The sequence below is a fragment of the Hoeflea algicola genome (genome assembly GCF_026619415.1).
Classification (GTDB): Bacteria; Pseudomonadota; Alphaproteobacteria; order Rhizobiales; family Rhizobiaceae; genus Hoeflea; species Hoeflea algicola.
Genome location: NZ_JAOVZR010000001.1, coordinates 4,278,283 through 4,294,179 on the forward strand (window position 1 = coordinate 4,278,283; position 15,897 = coordinate 4,294,179).

The following is a 15,897-nucleotide window of genomic DNA, read 5'->3' on the forward strand; positions in this document are numbered from 1 at the left end:
CGTTACCTCAGAGATACTTGCGTGGATCGGCAATCTTGCCTTCCAGCGCCGATGCAGCCACCGTGGCGGCGCTGCACAGATAGATTTCGGAATCCGGGCTGCCCATGCGCCCGCGCACGTTGAGGGTTCCGGTCGACACCGCCCGCTGTTTTGCCGACATCGCGCCCATTCGCCCGAAGCAGTAGTCGCAGCTTGGCGCGGAGACGAAAGCACCGGCTTCAGTCAGCGTGGCGAGGTATCCGGCGCGGCCAGCCGCCACCATGATCTCATTGCTGGTGGGCACGACATTGAGCTGGAAGCCCGGCGCTACCTGTTTGCCCTGTAGAATCCGCGCGGCAATCTCGAGATCCTCAATCCGCCCCGAGGCGCAGGAGCCGAGATAGCCATTGGTAAGTTCAAGCCCGAGATACTCGGTCAGATTACGCGAATTGGCCGGGGTCGGCGGGATGACGATCAGCGGCTCGAGTTTGCTCAAGTCGATGTCGTAGACCTTGGCATATTCCGCGTCGGGATCGCTGTAGACCGGCTCGAGCTGCTTGCGCGCCCGCGGCAGGGCATAGGCGAGGCGGGCGTCGTCAGGGTTGACGACCGCGGTGATGGCGCCGGTGAACATTGCCAGTCCTGTAATTGTCTGCAGGCCCTCGGTGGAGAGTTGCGACAGGGCAGGACCGCCGACTTCGAGAACTTGGAAGCGGCAGGAGGCCGGGCCCATTTCCCGCACCAGATGGTGGAATACATCGCGCGCCATCACGCCCTTGCCGAGCGTGCCGGTGAGATTGACACGAACGGTGTGCGGCACCTTGATCGATATCCGCTCGTTGACCAGCGCTTCCAGCAGGTTGCGGCGAATGCCCATGGCGAGTGTGCCGAAGGTGCCGAGCTGGCTGATATGGCCGTCGAAATGCACCACGAAGGCGCCGGGAACCGCATAGCCCACTTCCGAGGCAACCTGGTGGCCGATACCCTTGCGCTCGAACAGCGGCACATCGTTTTCCGCGCACCATTTGCGGGTGCCGATATGCAGCTCTTCTTCCTTGGGCGTCGCGGCCGGCACCATATGGTCGATGAACATGGCGAAACGTTCGGGCTCGGCGACGCGCTCGATGCCGAAATCCTCTTTCATCTGCTTGAAATAGAGATCGGTATAGCCGGGAAAGTCATAGGCCATGACGAAGTCGGGCTTTGCCATCACTTCGTCACCCGCCTTTACGTGCTCCTGGTTTGATACGCGTGCGAGGATCTTTTCGGTGATCGTGTAGCCCATGGTCTCTTGCTTTCTTGTTCTCGCGGTCTCGTCTTTGCAGTGTGGTATGCGGCGGGCGTTGCCTGATCAGGTCAGGGCCGCGCCTGCTCGGGATTTTCGTCAGCTGCCGCTTCCGGCAGGAATTCATACCCGGTTGCCGTGCGGGCAACCCGACCGGCATGCGGCGCGCCAAAATGCATCGGCAGCAACAGCGCATCGGTATCAGCGCAATAGGCCAACAACTCGCGGCGGGTCTTTTCCGCCAGATCCGGATATTCGCAGAACCGGCTGGTGACGGACGGCTCAAAAACCTGAACCGGGTGATGCAGCACGTCGGCCGAGATCACGAAATTGGCATCGCCGCACTCGTATTTGACGATCAACTGGTCCTTGGTGTGGCCGGGCGCCGCCTCTACGCGAAGTCTCGGTACAATCTCCTGTCCGGCGTCGATCAGTTCGAACATTCCAGCCTGGATAATCGGCAACACGCTGTCCTCGATTACCGCGGCGTTTTCGGGAAACACCTGCGGCCCCTTGCCGTCGCCGGTCCAGTGCTCGTATTCGCCGCGGCCAAAGATGTAGCGTGCATTGGGGAATGTCGGGACCCAATCGTCGCCCTCGCGGCGGGTGTTCCAGCCGACATGGTCGATGTGCAGATGGGTGCAGAAGACGATGTCGACATCCTCGGGCGCCACGCCGGCGGCAGCGAGATTGTCGAGATAGGGCAGATCAAGCATGTGAAAGCGCTTGAAAATTGGCAGCGCGCGCGCCTTGCCGTTGCCGGAGCAGGTGTCGATCAGGATGGTCTTGCCGTCGATTTTCAGCAGCCAGGAATGGATCGAGCTCCATGACTGCCCTGATTCCCGATTAAAGAACCGGGCGTCGGCCGCCACTGGATGGCGCTCGAGCATTGACGGATCAAAACCAACAAGCAGGAATTCGGGAGGGTAGCCGAGTTCGAGAACCTCTTCGATACGAAGGATGGTGACATTGCCAACCGTGAAAGTTGTCATGATTTTCTCCTCTCGTTCCCCACCCACAGATAGCCAAGCCTCATAGGAGTGTCAATATACAAAAGATGGTTCACACTATGACACGATGGTGTCAATCCGGGTGTTTTGACGAACCCTGTTCATGCAACCGGATGGTGAGGCTTTGTATTGTATAATGCAATGCATTTTGTCTGTTGACACAAATTTGATGGCTATTCTATCTTGTGGCCTGAAGGCAGCAGGAGGAAGCATATGGCGACGCTTACAGGCTGCGTCCCTTCCGTATTGCGCGTTAGGGAGCCGGAATGAGCATTCGCAACGAAGTCCATATCGCCTGGCAACTGGCGGCGCCTGCGCAAACCTGATTGAAATCCGATACATGATCGAGCAGCAGGCCGGTGAGCCCGTCGGCACTGTTCCATCCACCACACGTTACCAGAGGTCCCCATGCGCGCACTGATTCAGGAATGGCCGTTGCTCTGCCACAAGATAATCGATTATGCCGCCATTCAGCATGGTGCCCGCGAGGTCGTCTCGCGCTCGGTCGAAGGACCGATCGCTCGCACCACCTATACAGAGCTGCGCAGCCGCGCCCTGAAAGTGAGTGAGCGTCTGGCGGCCGAGGGGCTCAACCGCGATGACCGTATCGCCACGTTGGCATGGAATACCGCGCGCCATGTCGAGGCCTGGTACGGCATCATGGGCGCCGGCATGATCTGTCACACGCTCAACCCGCGGCTGTTTCCCGAGCAGCTTGCCTGGATCATGAACGATGCTCAGGACCGGATGGTGTTTGTCGATCTTACCTTCGTGCCGCTGATGGAAAAGATCGCCCCGCTGGTGACAAGCCTTGTCAAGGTGGTGGTGTTGACTGATGCCGCTCATATGCCGGACACCTCGTTGCCAGGCGCCATTGCCTATGAGGAGTGGATCGCAGGATCGACCGCCGAGGCGGGCTGGGTGAGTGCAGATGAAACCGATGCGGTAGCCCTGTGTTACACCTCGGGAACCACCGGAAACCCCAAGGGCGTGCTCTATTCGCACCGCTCCAACGTGCTGCATGCGATGATGGTCACGCGCCCCGACGCCATGGAGATTTCCTCGCGCGACGTGGTCATGCCGGTGGTGCCGATGTTCCACGCCAATGCCTGGGGTATCGCCCATGCCGCGCCGATGGCCGGCGCCAAGCTGGTGATGCCGGGCGGGCGGATGGATGGCGAAGCGATTTGGGAGATCCTCGACGCCGAGCGCGTCACCCTGACCGCCGCTGTGCCGACCGTCTGGCTGATGCTGCTCGATTATCTGCGCAAGACTGGCAAGAAACTGCCCTGGCTCAAGCGCGTGGTCATTGGTGGATCGGCGTCGCCACGGGCCATGACCGAGGCATTTGAGAAGGAATACGACGTTGAGGTGATCCACGCCTGGGGCATGACCGAAATGTCGCCGGTCGGGTCGCTGACCACGCTCAAGCCCGAATATGTCGCGCTCAAGGGCGAGGCGCTCTATGATCTCAAGCAGAAGCAGGGTTTCGCCCCCTTTGGTGTCGAGATGAAACTGGCCGATGACGCCGAGCGGGAGCTTGGCTGGGACGGCAAGACCTTCGGCCGTCTCAAGGTGCGCGGAATGGCCGTCGCCTCGTCCTATTACCGTAATGCCGGATCGGACAGCTTTGACAGCGAGGGCTGGTTTGAAACCGGCGATGTCGCCCATATCGATCCGCTCGGCTACATGCAGATCACCGACCGCGCCAAGGATGTCATCAAGTCCGGCGGCGAATGGATTTCCACCATTGATCTCGAGAATCTTGCTGTTGCCCATCCCGATGTTGCCGAAGCGGCTGTCATCGGCATCGCCGATCCGAAATGGGACGAGCGGCCCTTGCTGATCGTGGTGTCGCGCGAAGGGGCCACGCCCGACGCTGACGCAATTCTAAATTTCATGCAGGGGAAGATCGCCAAATGGTGGATCCCAGATCAGGTGGCTTTCGTTGACGCCATTCCTCATACCGCCACCGGCAAGATCAACAAGCTCGCGCTTCGGGAACAGTTTGCCGACCGGATGAAATAATCGTCTGACGGCGAACGTGATCGATGCCGCCCTGCATGCGGGACGCGTGACCTGTGCTCGCTAACCCTGCAATGGGCGGGCAGGCAGGTACGTGAGCCGGTAGAGCCGCGCGGCATTGCCGTAAAACACGGCGTCAATCACATCGGCTCCCATCGGCGCCAGAATGTCAGTAAGAATTTCGACTTGCGCGCGCGCCGGACACATCAGTTTTTCAATCGGCAAGTTGGAGCCTCACATCACCCGTAAGGGGCCAAAACAGCCAAGCGTTTGCTCGATGAACGGCGCCAACGCGTCGCGGTTCCAGTGCGGGTCGATAGTCCACAATCCGGACAGTTTGGTGCTGACATTTGCCGTTTCGCCAAGTGCCTGCAGCCCGTCGGTCCAGAGTACCACGTCGCTCGCCTTGTCCGGGCGCGGCATCGCCAGATGATCAACGATGATTGGAAGCTCGGGAAATTCGCGCGCCAGCTCGGCTACCTCAGGCATTTGGCCGGCGACGATTACCAGATCGAGACTGAGGCCGAGGCTGGCGAGCGCCTCGACGCCTTTTCTAAACGCCGGTTCGCGCAGCATGTGCGGCCGGTCGGAAAAGTGCCAGCGGTCATCTTCCTCATAGGCGACAAGTGCCCGCATGCCGCGGGTGATCTCGAAGCGCATGTGCGCTTCCAGAACCTTTCGGATGTCGGGCGCGGTGAGATCGGTACCCCCCACCCCGGCATCGGGCAGGCCGATCTCCCTCGTCAGACCGGCGAGCCATTCCGTTTCCGAGCTTGGGTCCGGGGCGCCGCTGTTTGCCTGCACATGCACGGTCGCAACCACCGGAAGCCCTTCCATGTCACGGCGATAGTCGTGCGGCAGATAGTCGGTCTTGATCGCGCTATGATCGCCGAACGGCTTGGGCGGCGCACTCGGCGACAGCCACGTATAGGGAAATCGCCCGAGCTCCCACAAATGATGGTGGGAATCGACGAGGGCCGTGGGCATGCCCGGGCGCTGACTGTCGCCCGGGTTGTTTCATGTGTCACCAATGCCGCGTCGCTCCTCAGGCCTTGATTGCTTCTCGTATAGCCAGGGATCGCGGACTAGTAGGTCGCGCGACCGCCGGAGAGGTCGAACACGCTGGCGGTGGTGAAGCTGTTTTCCTCCGAGACGAGCCAGGCGATCATCGCTGCCGCCTCGTTGAGTTCCAGAAAACGGCCGCGGGGAATTTTCGACAACATGTAGTCGATGTGCTCCTGCTTCATCTGGTCGAAAATGCGCGTGCGGGCAGCCGCCGGCGTGATGCAGTTGACGGCGATGTCGAGGTCGGCAAGTTCCTTGCCGAGCGATTTCGTCAGCCCGATCACGCCCGCTTTTGATGCCGAATAGGCGCAGGCGTTTGGGTTGCCTTCCTTGCCGGCAATCGAGGCTATGTTGAGGATCCGGCCATAGCCATGTTCGCGCATTGACGGTACCACCACCCGGTTGACGTGGAATGTGCCGACCAGATTGATGTTGACGATCTTCTGGAATTCATCCGGCGAATAGTCCGCCAGCGGGGCGTTGGAACCGGCAATACCTGCCGAATTGACCAGAATGTCGGCGCGCCCGAAGGCCTCGATCGTTGCTGCGAAGGCACTCTGCACGCTGCCCCAATCGGCGATGTCGACTTGCGTCGCAATCGCGCCGCCACCGATGTCGGCGGCGGTGGCCTTCGCCAGATCGTGGTCCATGTCCCAGATCGCCACGCGTGCTCCGCCGACCGCAAGCCGGCGGGCAACAGCCTCGCCGATGCCTTGCGCTCCCCCGGTGACAATGGCGGTGCGATTGGTGAAGTCGGTCTTATTCATGGTGAGTGCATTCCCTCTGGTTCGAAATGGATTTTCTGATCGCCCGAAGCGACGTGTCCGCTTTTGTTGAGCCCGCTCTCGGGTCGGTATTGTTGCGCATCTGCTCTGCACACAAGGATTTCGTGAGCGAGCCTGGTTTTGATGTTGTCTTCCAACCGCCCAGCGCGCGCCGGCCCGTGACAAGGTCGGCAATCCGGGCAATCGCATTATGCGTGACTGTAATGACGGACGGGGCGACTACTGTGGATAGGTCCTTGAGCGTTATGCTTCGGTTTGTGCTGCCCATGTCAGGCTCTTCAAATTTGGTCGTGCCTTGAATGGCAGCTTCACTGCAAGAACCAAATCCGGGTTCGGATGCTCCGGGCGCGCGTTCATAATCATCAGCGATAGTTCAATATTACTGATGATATCCTTCACGTCTACCCATGGCCAAGCCGGATGCACGCGTTTCATGCGTTCGACCTGCGTATTCCATCTGCGGGAAAGTGCCGCAATGGAATGACGTACGAATATCGCCACTTGCGACGAACGCGGGAGCTGCATTCTGGGGTGGGGTTGCTACGCGAATACCGGCGTCACCGCATTCTCGCAGGCCTGTACGGTCGGGCACGCAGCTACATTTCTGCCGTGGATACAATGGCGCCGCGTTGCGCAACCACCTGTGCGGCTAGACTGTGGCCCCAGGCCATCGCCATGTTTTGCGAATGGCCGAGCGCCGTGGCCGCAAGGTAGCCGGCATTGAAGCTGTCACCGGCTGCCGTGCTGTCGATCACCTTGTCAGCTGGTAAGAACTCCCCGCCATCGGCAACCGAGCGATCGAGCGGAAGCGGGCCCAGCGCCCCGCGCTTCAGCGCACCGTGATGGCACCCGAGTCCGTTCAGTCGCATGAGCACCGCTTCTTCATCGGCGTCGCCAAAAAGGGCCATCTCATCGTCGAGCGAAGGTAAAGCGAGGTCGTCCAGCGCCCAGGCCTGCGTGATCACTTGCTGAGCCGTGTCGCGGCATTCCCACAATTTCGGACGATAGTTTGAATCGAACGCGATCCGGACGCCCCCTAATTTCAGCGCCGCCAACCGGTCGAACAGGGCGGCCCGCGCCGACGGCGCCATGACCGCAAGTGTGATGCCGGAAAAGTAGATCAGCTCGGCGCCATTGAGCGCATCGAAATCAGCCGCATCCTGGAATAGCTTCCTGGCCGCAGAATTCGAACGCCAATAGGAAAAAGTCCGTTCTCCGGCGTCGTCGGTTTGCACGGCATAGATGCCGATGTTCGCTTCGGCATCGGACGCACAATGCGACAGGTCGAGCGCGTGCTCCTGTGCGAATAACCGGCAGGCACCAGACAGTGGATCGTGCCCCAGCCGGGTGAGATAGGAGGCCTGTCCCTTGCCCTTGAGCAACCGCTGGCAATAGACAGCGGTATTGAACGTGTCCCCGGCGAAACCGACCCGGAACTGGCCGGGCGGTCCGCTGATTTCGGCCATCACTTCGCCGATACAAAGAATTTTCATGCGCTTCACTCTGGAGATTGTAACAAAGCAGGACGCTCCAACTATCATGTCACCCGGGCCTCGTCGAACGCCTGATGGACCTTGTTGTGGCTGACCGGTTGTAACAATCTTGCAAGCCTGGGACAGCCGAACTAAAAGCGCTGCCAGGCGTTGAGCATTCGAGGCCTTATCCGGTGTTGTGGCAGCGTGGTTCGGCGGTAGCGGGGGAATTCTGAGCGAGTGAGCACGAATTCGGTATGACCGTACAACAGACGAAGCCCGACGATCGGACACCTATGTCATTCGCTGATCTTTAACGTCGGGAGGTCAGCGAATTCGAAACGAAACATCACCGGGGTAAGAATCATAGTCGAGATGCAAGCATCGCCTGCAGCACAAAGGTCGAAAGTCCATGTCGGTCACTGAAGCTTCAATACGATAATTTGCGCACCTCTGCAGGCGAATCAATGCTCAACACCGGAATGAGAAAGTGAATTCAGTTCTCCAACCACTGGTGTGCCTATTCGCTCAATGTAGTCATCCATCGTGACCCTTTTTAACGGGAATTAGGTATGAAATACAACCACTAGGCGCAAATAGTCGCTCAGATCACCCTAAAACAGGCTCAATAGGCTGGTGGAGTTGCCCCCTGAAAGTGGTCCACCAACTGGGATAGATTATCCCTCAAATTGGAGGATCAGCGATGGCTGGAAAACGAGAGAAGCCGGAAGAGATTGTATCGAAGCTTCGGCAGGTTGAAGTTCTGCAAGGGCAAGGTGCGACGATTGCTGACGCGGTGCGCCAGATCGGCGTGACACAGCAGACGTTTTATCGATGGCGGAAGCTCTATGGCGGGATGCAGCGATCTCAACTCACTCGGCTGAAAGAGCTGGAGAAGGAGAACCAGCGGCTTCGGCGGGCGGTGTCTGACCTGACACTGGACAAACTCATCCTGACCGAGGCGGCAAAGGGAAACTTCTAAGCCCTTCGCGTCGGCGCAAGTGCATCGACCATGTGCGGCGGGAGCTCGGCGTATCAGAACGCCGCGCCTGCCGCACGCTCGGACAACACCGATCCACACAGCGCAAGGTGCCACAGGGCCGGGCAGATGAAGAACGGCTGACCGATGATATCATCGAACTGGCCGACAAGTACGGGCGCTATGGGTATCGCATGGTCACCGGTCTGCTGAACAACGCGGGCTGGCAGGTAAACCATAAGCGGGTTGAGCGCATCTGGCGGCGTGAAGGGCTGAAAGTGCCACAAAAGCAGAAGAAAAAGGGGCGGCTTTGGCTGAACGACGGATCATGTGTGCGTCTCAGACCGAAACGGCCAAACCACGTCTGGTCCTACGACTTCGTCCAGGATCGAACCGCTGACGGCCGCGTCTATCGGACGCTGAATATCATCGACGAATACACCAGGGAGGCACTCATGATCCGCGTGGACCGCAAGCTCAACTCAACGGACGTGCTGGATGCTCTGACAGACCTATTCATCCTGCGCGGCCCGCCGGAATACATTCGGTCGGACAATGGGCCGGAATTTATCGCCCAGAAAGTGCGGGATTGGATTGCAGCTGTTGGAGCCAAGACGGCCTACATAGAGCCAGGCTCACCATGGGAGAACGGATACTGCGAAAGCTTCAACGCCCGGTTCCGCGACGAGCTGCTGAACGGCGAAATCTTCTACAGCCTAAGGGAGGCGCAAATCCTGATCGAGCAATGGCGTATCCACTACAACACCGTCAGGCCGCATAGCGCTCTGGGCTACCGCCCGCCCGCGCCGGAAAGCATTGTCCCGATGGACCAGACGCCCATGATGCACTAACAATCAAACCGGACCACCTGATGGGGGCACGCCAGGCGGGCGGTGTCGTATTCATTTCACTCTTCGAAACTGCCGGACGTGCCAGTGTTTTTCGCTTCTGCGGCCGGCCCGTTCATAAGCCCTTGATGTTTCACCTGATGGACCAACGACTGGGGCTTCCGAACGGGTTGGCGCGCGCTGACAGTGGCTTCGTGCAACGATGCTTCAAAAGCGACTTTGGCTTTGACGGGTGCTGGCCGATACGCTAACAAATCTGGATTCTCAGGGCGGGGTGAGATTCCCCACCGGCGGTTACAGCCCGCGAGCGCCACCCTCGGGTGGGTCAGCAGACACTGGTGAAATTCCAGGGCCGACGGTCATAGTCCGGATGGTAGAGAATGGGTTTGAGGCATCAGGTCGCAAGATCTGTGCCGAAGGCTCGTGCGCTCTGGGATCTTGTCATTATTGAAAGGATCCGAGCAATGACAAAATCCCTTAAAATCGCTTTCATCAAGGCACGCTGGCATGCCGATATCGTCGACCAGGCGCACGCCGGTTTCATGGCGCGGGTTGATGAACTTGGCCTTGATGCGGAGGTGGTCAGCTTCGATGTGCCAGGTGCGTTTGAAATGCCGCTGCTGGCTCAGAAGCTTGCAAAAACCGGTGCCTATGACGCCATTGTTGCCGCCGCACTGGTGGTCGATGGCGGTATCTACCGGCATGATTTCGTAGCCCAGGCAGTGGTGACTGGTCTCATGGATGTGCAGCTCAAGACCGAAGTGCCGGTGTTTTCGGTCTCGCTGACGCCCCATCATTTCCAGCCCAAGGGCGAGCATGAAGCGTTCTTCACGACCCATTTCGTTCAGAAGGGCCGCGAAGCCGCAGATGCGGCGGCACAAATCATCGCGCTGAATGCCGAGCTTGTACCGGTTGCCGACGCGGCGCGGGCTGCCTGACAGGCGGTAGCATCGGCACGCGTTCGAAATTACCACGCGCGGCTGACCGCGCGTGGTCGGTGCTGGCCAATGAACCTGCCAGCAGCACCCCGGTGTTGGGCTGCGCGCATCCAGTTGGATGTGCAGCGCTGCAGGGCAGGTCGGGCAGTAGCAAAGCTTACTGATCTTTCAGAATCCATCCCGTGCCAGGCAGAGGAGCCTGACCCGATCGCGTCGGTGACACCCGGCTCATTTCCCGGTCACAATCGGCTGACGCTTGACTGAAACGTCTGGGCAGACCAAGATTTCAACCAGAAGCGCAGGAGGATGTCGCTTCGGGAGGAATTGCCTATGTCATCGATCAAGCTCTATCGGGGCGAGTTCGGACATGTTTCCGTGCTCAACGTTTCCAGCAATCTGGTCACCCACGCCCATACTGAAGCCCACATCATCATCTGGCTGGAAGGCGCTGCGGGAAACATGGTGATCGGAGGCGAAGCGGTAACGCCCGGTCCCGCTGCCGCCGCTGCGGTCAATTCACTTGAGCCGCACAGCCATTCCATGGCCAGTGAACATGAATCCGGCTTGTTCCTGGCTTTCTACATAGATCCCCAATGGGCCCTGCGGCGTCGCGGTCTGCCTTCGGGAACGGCCTTGTTCGCCAAGCCCACAATTCCGATGGATCTAAGACTCTACCGCGCGGTCGTCGATATTTTCAACCTTCTGCGTGACGAGGGCAATATTGACGATTTTGTCGATTATGAAATCGAGCGGTTGATCGACAGCCTTTTGGATGTGGCGCAAGCGCAATCGGTGCGGCTGCGTCCGTTGCACGCTCAGAGCAACTCGCTGGATTACCGTGTCCGCAAGGCAATTGACCTGATGAAGCTCAATATCTGCGAACGCATCTGCTTTGACGATCTGGCGCGCAAGGTTGGGCTCTCGCGGGCGCATTTCTTCTCCCTGTTCAAGGAGCAGACCCGGCTGACACCGAATGTCTACTGGAACACGCTGCGGATGGACGAAGCGCGCCGTCAATTGCAATGCTCTGAGGATTCGCTGATCTCCGTTGCCTGCAATCTCGGTTTTACCACCCAAGGCAACTTCTCTCGCTTTTTCAGGGATCACGTTGGCGTTCCGCCGATAGAATATCGCAAGGCGGCAGCAGCCCGTATTGAATGGGCGTCGGTTTTTCCGACTGAGAGATAAACCGTCAAGACGCATTGATAAGCACCACGAGCCGAGGCGCCCTACAGTTGGGTCCTGTTGAACTCGTGAGGACTTTTATCAATGACGACTGTAACCATTTCCAGCATCATCGACGCGCCTGTTGAAAAGGTCTGGGCACGTATTCGCGATTTCAACGGCTTGCCAAGCTGGCATCCGCGGATGGTTGAAAGCCACATCGAGGATGGCAAGCCTGCTACCGAAATCGGCTGTGTCCGCAATTTCACCCTGGCCAGCGGACCCAAGCTGCGCGAGCAGTTGACCGCGTTTTCTGACGATGAGTTTCTGGTCAGCTATGCGATCCTGGAAACGCCGCAGCCAATCACCAATCACAGCTCCACATTGCAGCTGCGCCGCGTCACCGATGGCGACCGCACCTATGCGGAATGGACTGCCACATTCGATGCGCCTGCCGAAAAAGCCGACGAACTTGCCGCCGGCATGGGCGCCAACGTGTTCCAGGGCGGCTTCAATGCGCTGCAGGAGCATTTTACCTCGAAATCCTGATCCAGGCTTGAAGGAGTATCGCCATGTCGCTTGCTCTGAGTACGTTCGCATCGGCCAAGGAAGCATCGGTTGCCCTCAATGAGGGCGGCGCTCACTATCTCGGCGGCGGCACTCTGGTGGTGCGCGCGGTCAATGAGGGGGACATAGCCATTACCGGCTATGTCCGCACCACTGACCCGGCACTCACGAAAATCGACGTTTCGGGACAACGGGCACGCATCGGCGCATCTGCGACGATGGCATCAATTGCCCGTTGCCTGGAACTGGAAACCATATGGCGAGCCGCCAAAGCCGTCGGCGGTCCCGCCATTCGCAATATGGCCACGGTGGGCGGCAATCTGTTCGCACCGGCGCCTTATGGCGATTTCACTGTCGCGCTGCTTGCGCTTGGTGCGACGGTGCACTGTGCCGACGCCGATTTGAGTATCGATGATTTTCTCGCCGATCGTGACAATTCGTCCGGGCGGGGAATCGTGACTGCCGTGAGTTTCGATATCCCGGCGGCAGACAGCTTTCGCTTTTTGAAGGTCTCTCGGGTCAAGCCCAAGGGTGTGTCGGTGCTCAGCATCGCCACGATCATCGACACCGATGCGCAGGGCGTGGTTGCAAATGCCCGCATTGGGCTGGGGTGCATGGCGGATCGTCCGATCCGGGCGCGCGCCGCTGAGGCTGCCCTTAAAGGCCAGCCGCTTACAAAAGACGGAATCGCTCAGGCCGTTGCCGTCATCGGCGAAGGCACAGATCCGATCACCGACCCGATCGCCAGTGGATGGTATCGGGGTGAAGTCTTGCCGGTGCATTTCAGCAGGCTGTTGCTTAGCTGAGGAGACCAGTTGCAACTCGGCTGGGGAGGCCGATTGCACAGAGGAATTTGCCAGTTGCTGGGCTAGCAGGTGGCGGGAGGAGAACAAATGGCCAGAATTCCAGTTCAATTTCGGCTCAACGGTGACGACAGGGCCGAATTCATCGAAAGCGGCACGACGCTGTTTCACGCGTTGCGCGACACCATGGGCGACATGTCGCCGAAGGGTGGATGCCACCAGGGTTCGTGCGGTGCCTGCTCGGTGATCATTGACGGCGAGTTGCGGTTGAGCTGCCTGACCCTGGCTGAAACCTGCGAAGGCGCCGAAATCGAGACAACCGCAGGTCTGGGGCAGGATGGGGTGTTGCACCCGGTGCAGCGCGCCATCCTTGATGGCTTTGCCACCCAATGCGGCTTCTGCACCCCGGGCATGGTGATGGCTGCCAAGGCGTTGCTCGACCGCACGCCAAACCCGAGCCGGGAAGATGTGGTCGAGGCAATCTCGGGCAACATCTGCCGTTGCACCGGCTATGAGCCGATTATCGCCGCGGTGCTTGCCGCTGCCCGGTCCAATTCGCAGAACGCCGGCTGAGGAGGTCGAAAATGGAACTTCGCAAGAGCTATTTTGCCGACGAACGCAAGGACGACCTCAACGAGATCGGCCATTCCCGCCCGCGTTCAGATGCGCCCGGTCATGTCACCGGCAAGACATCCTATTTCGCCGACCGGACTTTCCCCGGCTTGCTGCATCTGAAGATGGTGCGCAGCCCGCATCATCACGCCAACATCCGCTCGATCGACACCTCCGAAGCCGAAAAGCATCCCGGCGTCATTCGGGTGATCACGGCCAAGGATGTGCCGCACAATCTCTACACCATCCTGATCCTGATCCAGGTCGGTCCCGAGGACGAGACCGTTCTGGCCGACAAGAAGGTCAGCTGGAAGGGCGAGGCCGTGGTTGCGGTGCTGGCCACCAGCGAACGCGCCGCCCAGGAAGCCGCCGCCAAGGTCAAGGTTGATTACGAGGTGTTGCCGGCTGTCTTCGACGTGCTCGATGCGCTCAAGCCGGATGCACCGCAGGTCAACGAGCACCATCCGGGCAACTATTACCACTATGACAGCGGGGATCACCGCAAGGTTCGGTATGGCGATATCGATGCCGGTTTTGCCGCCGCCGACCACATCCTCGAGCAAACCTATCAGTCTTCACCGATTGAACAGGCGCCCACCGAGACCACCGGCTGTATCGTCACGCCGGATGGTAATGACCGTTTCACCTGTCACACCAACACCCAGGCGATGTTCTTCACCCTCGATAACGCCTCGATCATCCTGCAGATGCCGGGCCACAAGCTGCATATGGTCGGTGGTACCGTCGGCGGCGGCTTTGGCGGCAAGGTCGATGTCATCGTCGAGCCGATCGCCATCCTGGCAGCCAAGCTCACGGGACGGCCGGTGTCGTTCATCTACAGCCGCGAGGAGGAAATGCAGATTTCCTCGCCACGCGCTGCCGAAACCATCATCCTCAAGGATGGCGTCACCAATGATGGCCGCCTCGTTGCCCGGCAAGTCACCGGTTACACCGATGCCGGCGCCTATTCACGGCACTCGCCCTATGGCGCGCAGAAGGGGCTGCGCATTATCCCGGCCCCTACACGGTACCCAATGTCTGGATCGACACCTATTGCGTCTACACCAACCGGACGCCGTCGAGCGCCATGCGCGGCTTTGGCGTGACCATCGCCGATTTTGCGCTTGAGGTGCAAATGGACAAGCTGGCTCGCCTGATCGGTATGGATCCGCTCGAGTTCCGCTTCATCAATGCCTATCGGGACGGAGACATGAAGGCGCACCGCCAGCCCACCGAGGGCGCGGCGCTGATCGAGTGCATGCAGGAGGCTTCACGGGTCTCCGGATGGCCGGTGGCGCAACAATATCTCGATATGTCCTCGCGAACCAGGGAGGCTTGAAATGGCTTTGAAACATGGCCGCGGCGTTGCCGCAATCAACTATCCGACCGGCATGAATCTGGGTGGCGACCCCAGCCAGGCGCTGGTTCATTCCACCCCCACCGGCAATTTCATGGTGTCATTGTCGAGTGTCGATCTCGGCCAGGGGCTCAAGCAGGTGATGGCGCAAATCTGCGCCGAGACCATTGGCGTGCCGACCGAGTTCGTTACCATCGACACTGCCGACACCGACACCGGGCCGCACTGCATGGGCACATTTGCCTCGCGCGGCACCCACAGGGTCGGCAATGCGGTGGTGGAGGCCGCCCGTGAGGCCCGTCAGGTGATGCTCGAAGTGGCCGCCGAGGAACTTGAGGTCAACGCCTCCGACCTCGATACCGATGGCGAAGGCAATATCCACGTCAAGGGCGCGCCGCAGAAGTCGATCTCGATATTCGACACAGCACTTGCCGCCCATTTCAAACAGGGCCGGTCGATCTCCGGTCGTGGCATGTTTCTGGTGCAACGTTCCTATCCTGATACCGAGACGGGGGCCATGAAACCGGCCACCTGCTACGCCCATGCTTGCGTGGTCGCCGATGTCGAAGTCGATGACGAGACCGGTGAAATTACGGTGCAGTCGGTCAAGAATGTCTATGAGGTCGGCCGGGCGCTGAACCCGAAAATGGTCGAGCAACAATTGGTCGGCGGGTCATGGATGGGCATCAGTCACGCACTCTACGAGACCACCGAGCCCTATTATCCCAAGCGCGATCATGGCGGCACTGACTTCAACCAGTACCTCATGCCCGGGCCGGGTGATCTGGCGGAGACGGAAACCTATGTGCTGGAGCGGCCGTCTTCCGATGGTCCCTACGGGGCCAAGGGACCGGGAGAGATGTGCGCCAACCCGCAGATTCCGGCGCTGGCAAATGCGATCTACGACGCCGTTGGGGTCCGCATCGACACCATGCCGATCACGCCTGAGCGGATTCTGCGCGCCATCAAGGCCAAAGCTGCAGCGGGCGAAGGCCGGACTGAGTGACG

At 59.6% G+C, this 15,897-nt stretch carries 15 protein-coding genes, 1 pseudogene and 1 riboswitch; of the genes and pseudogenes, 9 read left to right on the plus strand and 7 right to left on the minus strand.

What is annotated here, in order from left to right; translation table 11 throughout:
* Positions 1–7: 7 nt before the first annotated feature.
* Positions 8–1,264, minus strand: coding sequence for a 3-isopropylmalate dehydratase large subunit (locus OEG84_RS20835; protein WP_267655518.1), 1,257 nt, complete (start codon positions 1,262–1,264; stop codon positions 8–10).
* A 71-nt stretch (positions 1,265–1,335) separates the two neighbouring features.
* On the minus strand, positions 1,336–2,256 hold the full coding sequence (locus OEG84_RS20840; protein ID WP_267655519.1) for an MBL fold metallo-hydrolase: 921 nt from the start codon (positions 2,254–2,256) through the stop codon (positions 1,336–1,338).
* Positions 2,257–2,682: 426 nt separating this feature from the next.
* Between OEG84_RS20840 and OEG84_RS20845 the strand changes: the two genes are divergently transcribed.
* On the plus strand, positions 2,683–4,302 hold the full coding sequence (locus OEG84_RS20845) for a long-chain-fatty-acid--CoA ligase (protein WP_267655520.1): 1,620 nt from the start codon (positions 2,683–2,685) through the stop codon (positions 4,300–4,302).
* A 60-nt stretch (positions 4,303–4,362) separates the two neighbouring features.
* Here the strand turns inward: OEG84_RS20845 and OEG84_RS20850 are convergent, their stop codons facing one another.
* The 5 genes from OEG84_RS20850 to OEG84_RS20870 all read right to left on the minus strand — a co-directional run bounded on the left by OEG84_RS20850 (position 4,363) and on the right by OEG84_RS20870 (position 7,642).
* The gene (locus tag OEG84_RS20850; RefSeq protein ID WP_267655521.1) at positions 4,363–4,506 is read right to left on the minus strand and encodes a hypothetical protein; all 144 of its coding nucleotides are present in this window, start codon (positions 4,504–4,506) and stop codon (positions 4,363–4,365) included.
* Between the two features lie 27 nt (positions 4,507–4,533).
* Positions 4,534–5,286: an amidohydrolase family protein gene (locus OEG84_RS20855; protein WP_267655523.1), complete on the minus strand. Its 753-nt coding sequence runs from the start codon at positions 5,284–5,286 to the stop codon at positions 4,534–4,536.
* Between the two features lie 98 nt (positions 5,287–5,384).
* On the minus strand, positions 5,385–6,131 hold the full coding sequence (locus tag OEG84_RS20860; protein ID WP_267655524.1) for an SDR family NAD(P)-dependent oxidoreductase: 747 nt from the start codon (positions 6,129–6,131) through the stop codon (positions 5,385–5,387).
* Between the two features lie 261 nt (positions 6,132–6,392).
* Positions 6,393–6,584 carry a hypothetical protein gene (locus OEG84_RS20865; RefSeq protein WP_267655526.1) on the minus strand — a complete coding sequence of 64 codons (192 nt, stop codon included), beginning with the start codon at positions 6,582–6,584 and terminating at the stop codon, positions 6,393–6,395.
* A gap of 161 nt (positions 6,585–6,745) precedes the next feature.
* Positions 6,746–7,642, minus strand: a complete 897-nt coding sequence (locus OEG84_RS20870; RefSeq protein WP_267655527.1) for a sugar kinase — start codon at positions 7,640–7,642, stop codon at positions 6,746–6,748.
* Positions 7,643–8,324: 682 nt separating this feature from the next.
* Between OEG84_RS20870 and OEG84_RS20875 the strand changes: the two genes are divergently transcribed.
* The 8 genes and pseudogenes from OEG84_RS20875 to OEG84_RS20910 all read left to right on the plus strand — a co-directional run bounded on the left by OEG84_RS20875 (position 8,325) and on the right by OEG84_RS20910 (position 15,895).
* Positions 8,325–9,451 (plus strand): IS3 family transposase gene (locus OEG84_RS20875; RefSeq protein ID WP_267653243.1). Its coding sequence is split into 2 segments (ribosomal slippage): positions 8,325–8,589 and positions 8,589–9,451, totalling 1,128 coding nucleotides; the frame shifts between segments, so codons are not numbered across the junction.
* Between the two features lie 253 nt (positions 9,452–9,704).
* A riboswitch (FMN riboswitch) is annotated at positions 9,705–9,834 on the plus strand.
* A 78-nt stretch (positions 9,835–9,912) separates the two neighbouring features.
* Positions 9,913–10,386 carry a 6,7-dimethyl-8-ribityllumazine synthase gene (locus OEG84_RS20880; protein ID WP_267655528.1) on the plus strand — a complete coding sequence of 158 codons (474 nt, stop codon included), beginning with the start codon at positions 9,913–9,915 and terminating at the stop codon, positions 10,384–10,386.
* Between the two features lie 330 nt (positions 10,387–10,716).
* Positions 10,717–11,574, plus strand: a complete 858-nt coding sequence (locus OEG84_RS20885) for a helix-turn-helix domain-containing protein (RefSeq protein WP_267655529.1) — start codon at positions 10,717–10,719, stop codon at positions 11,572–11,574.
* Between the two features lie 81 nt (positions 11,575–11,655).
* On the plus strand, positions 11,656–12,099 hold the full coding sequence (locus OEG84_RS20890) for an SRPBCC family protein (protein WP_267655530.1): 444 nt from the start codon (positions 11,656–11,658) through the stop codon (positions 12,097–12,099).
* A gap of 23 nt (positions 12,100–12,122) precedes the next feature.
* Positions 12,123–12,923, plus strand: coding sequence for an FAD binding domain-containing protein (locus OEG84_RS20895; RefSeq protein ID WP_267655531.1), 801 nt, complete (start codon positions 12,123–12,125; stop codon positions 12,921–12,923).
* Between the two features lie 87 nt (positions 12,924–13,010).
* Positions 13,011–13,493, plus strand: coding sequence for a (2Fe-2S)-binding protein (locus OEG84_RS20900; protein ID WP_267655532.1), 483 nt, complete (start codon positions 13,011–13,013; stop codon positions 13,491–13,493).
* An 11-nt stretch (positions 13,494–13,504) separates the two neighbouring features.
* Positions 13,505–14,871: pseudogene (locus OEG84_RS20905) on the plus strand (xanthine dehydrogenase family protein molybdopterin-binding subunit).
* A 1-nt stretch (position 14,872) separates the two neighbouring features.
* A complete protein-coding gene (locus tag OEG84_RS20910) occupies positions 14,873–15,895 on the plus strand; it encodes a xanthine dehydrogenase family protein molybdopterin-binding subunit (RefSeq protein ID WP_267655533.1) in 1,023 nt (340 codons plus the stop codon).
* Positions 15,896–15,897 lie beyond the last annotated feature (2 nt).

Coding starts and splice junctions, on each gene's coding strand:
- OEG84_RS20880 (WP_267655528.1), top strand. CDS start 9,913: ATGACAAAATCCCTTAAAATCGCTTTCATCAAGGCACGCTGGCATGCC.
- OEG84_RS20910 (WP_267655533.1), top strand. CDS start 14,873: ATGGCTTTGAAACATGGCCGCGGCGTTGCCGCAATCAACTATCCGACC.
- OEG84_RS20845 (WP_267655520.1), top strand. CDS start 2,683: ATGCGCGCACTGATTCAGGAATGGCCGTTGCTCTGCCACAAGATAATC.
- OEG84_RS20870 (WP_267655527.1), bottom strand. CDS start 7,642: ATGAAAATTCTTTGTATCGGCGAAGTGATGGCCGAAATCAGCGGACCG.
- OEG84_RS20840 (WP_267655519.1), bottom strand. CDS start 2,256: ATGACAACTTTCACGGTTGGCAATGTCACCATCCTTCGTATCGAAGAG.
- OEG84_RS20850 (WP_267655521.1), bottom strand. CDS start 4,506: ATGTGTCCGGCGCGCGCGCAAGTCGAAATTCTTACTGACATTCTGGCG.
- OEG84_RS20890 (WP_267655530.1), top strand. CDS start 11,656: ATGACGACTGTAACCATTTCCAGCATCATCGACGCGCCTGTTGAAAAG.
- OEG84_RS20835 (WP_267655518.1), bottom strand. CDS start 1,264: ATGGGCTACACGATCACCGAAAAGATCCTCGCACGCGTATCAAACCAG.
- OEG84_RS20855 (WP_267655523.1), bottom strand. CDS start 5,286: ATGCCCACGGCCCTCGTCGATTCCCACCATCATTTGTGGGAGCTCGGG.
- OEG84_RS20895 (WP_267655531.1), top strand. CDS start 12,123: ATGTCGCTTGCTCTGAGTACGTTCGCATCGGCCAAGGAAGCATCGGTT.
- OEG84_RS20860 (WP_267655524.1), bottom strand. CDS start 6,131: ATGAATAAGACCGACTTCACCAATCGCACCGCCATTGTCACCGGGGGA.
- OEG84_RS20885 (WP_267655529.1), top strand. CDS start 10,717: ATGTCATCGATCAAGCTCTATCGGGGCGAGTTCGGACATGTTTCCGTG.
- OEG84_RS20900 (WP_267655532.1), top strand. CDS start 13,011: ATGGCCAGAATTCCAGTTCAATTTCGGCTCAACGGTGACGACAGGGCC.
- OEG84_RS20865 (WP_267655526.1), bottom strand. CDS start 6,584: ATGAAACGCGTGCATCCGGCTTGGCCATGGGTAGACGTGAAGGATATC.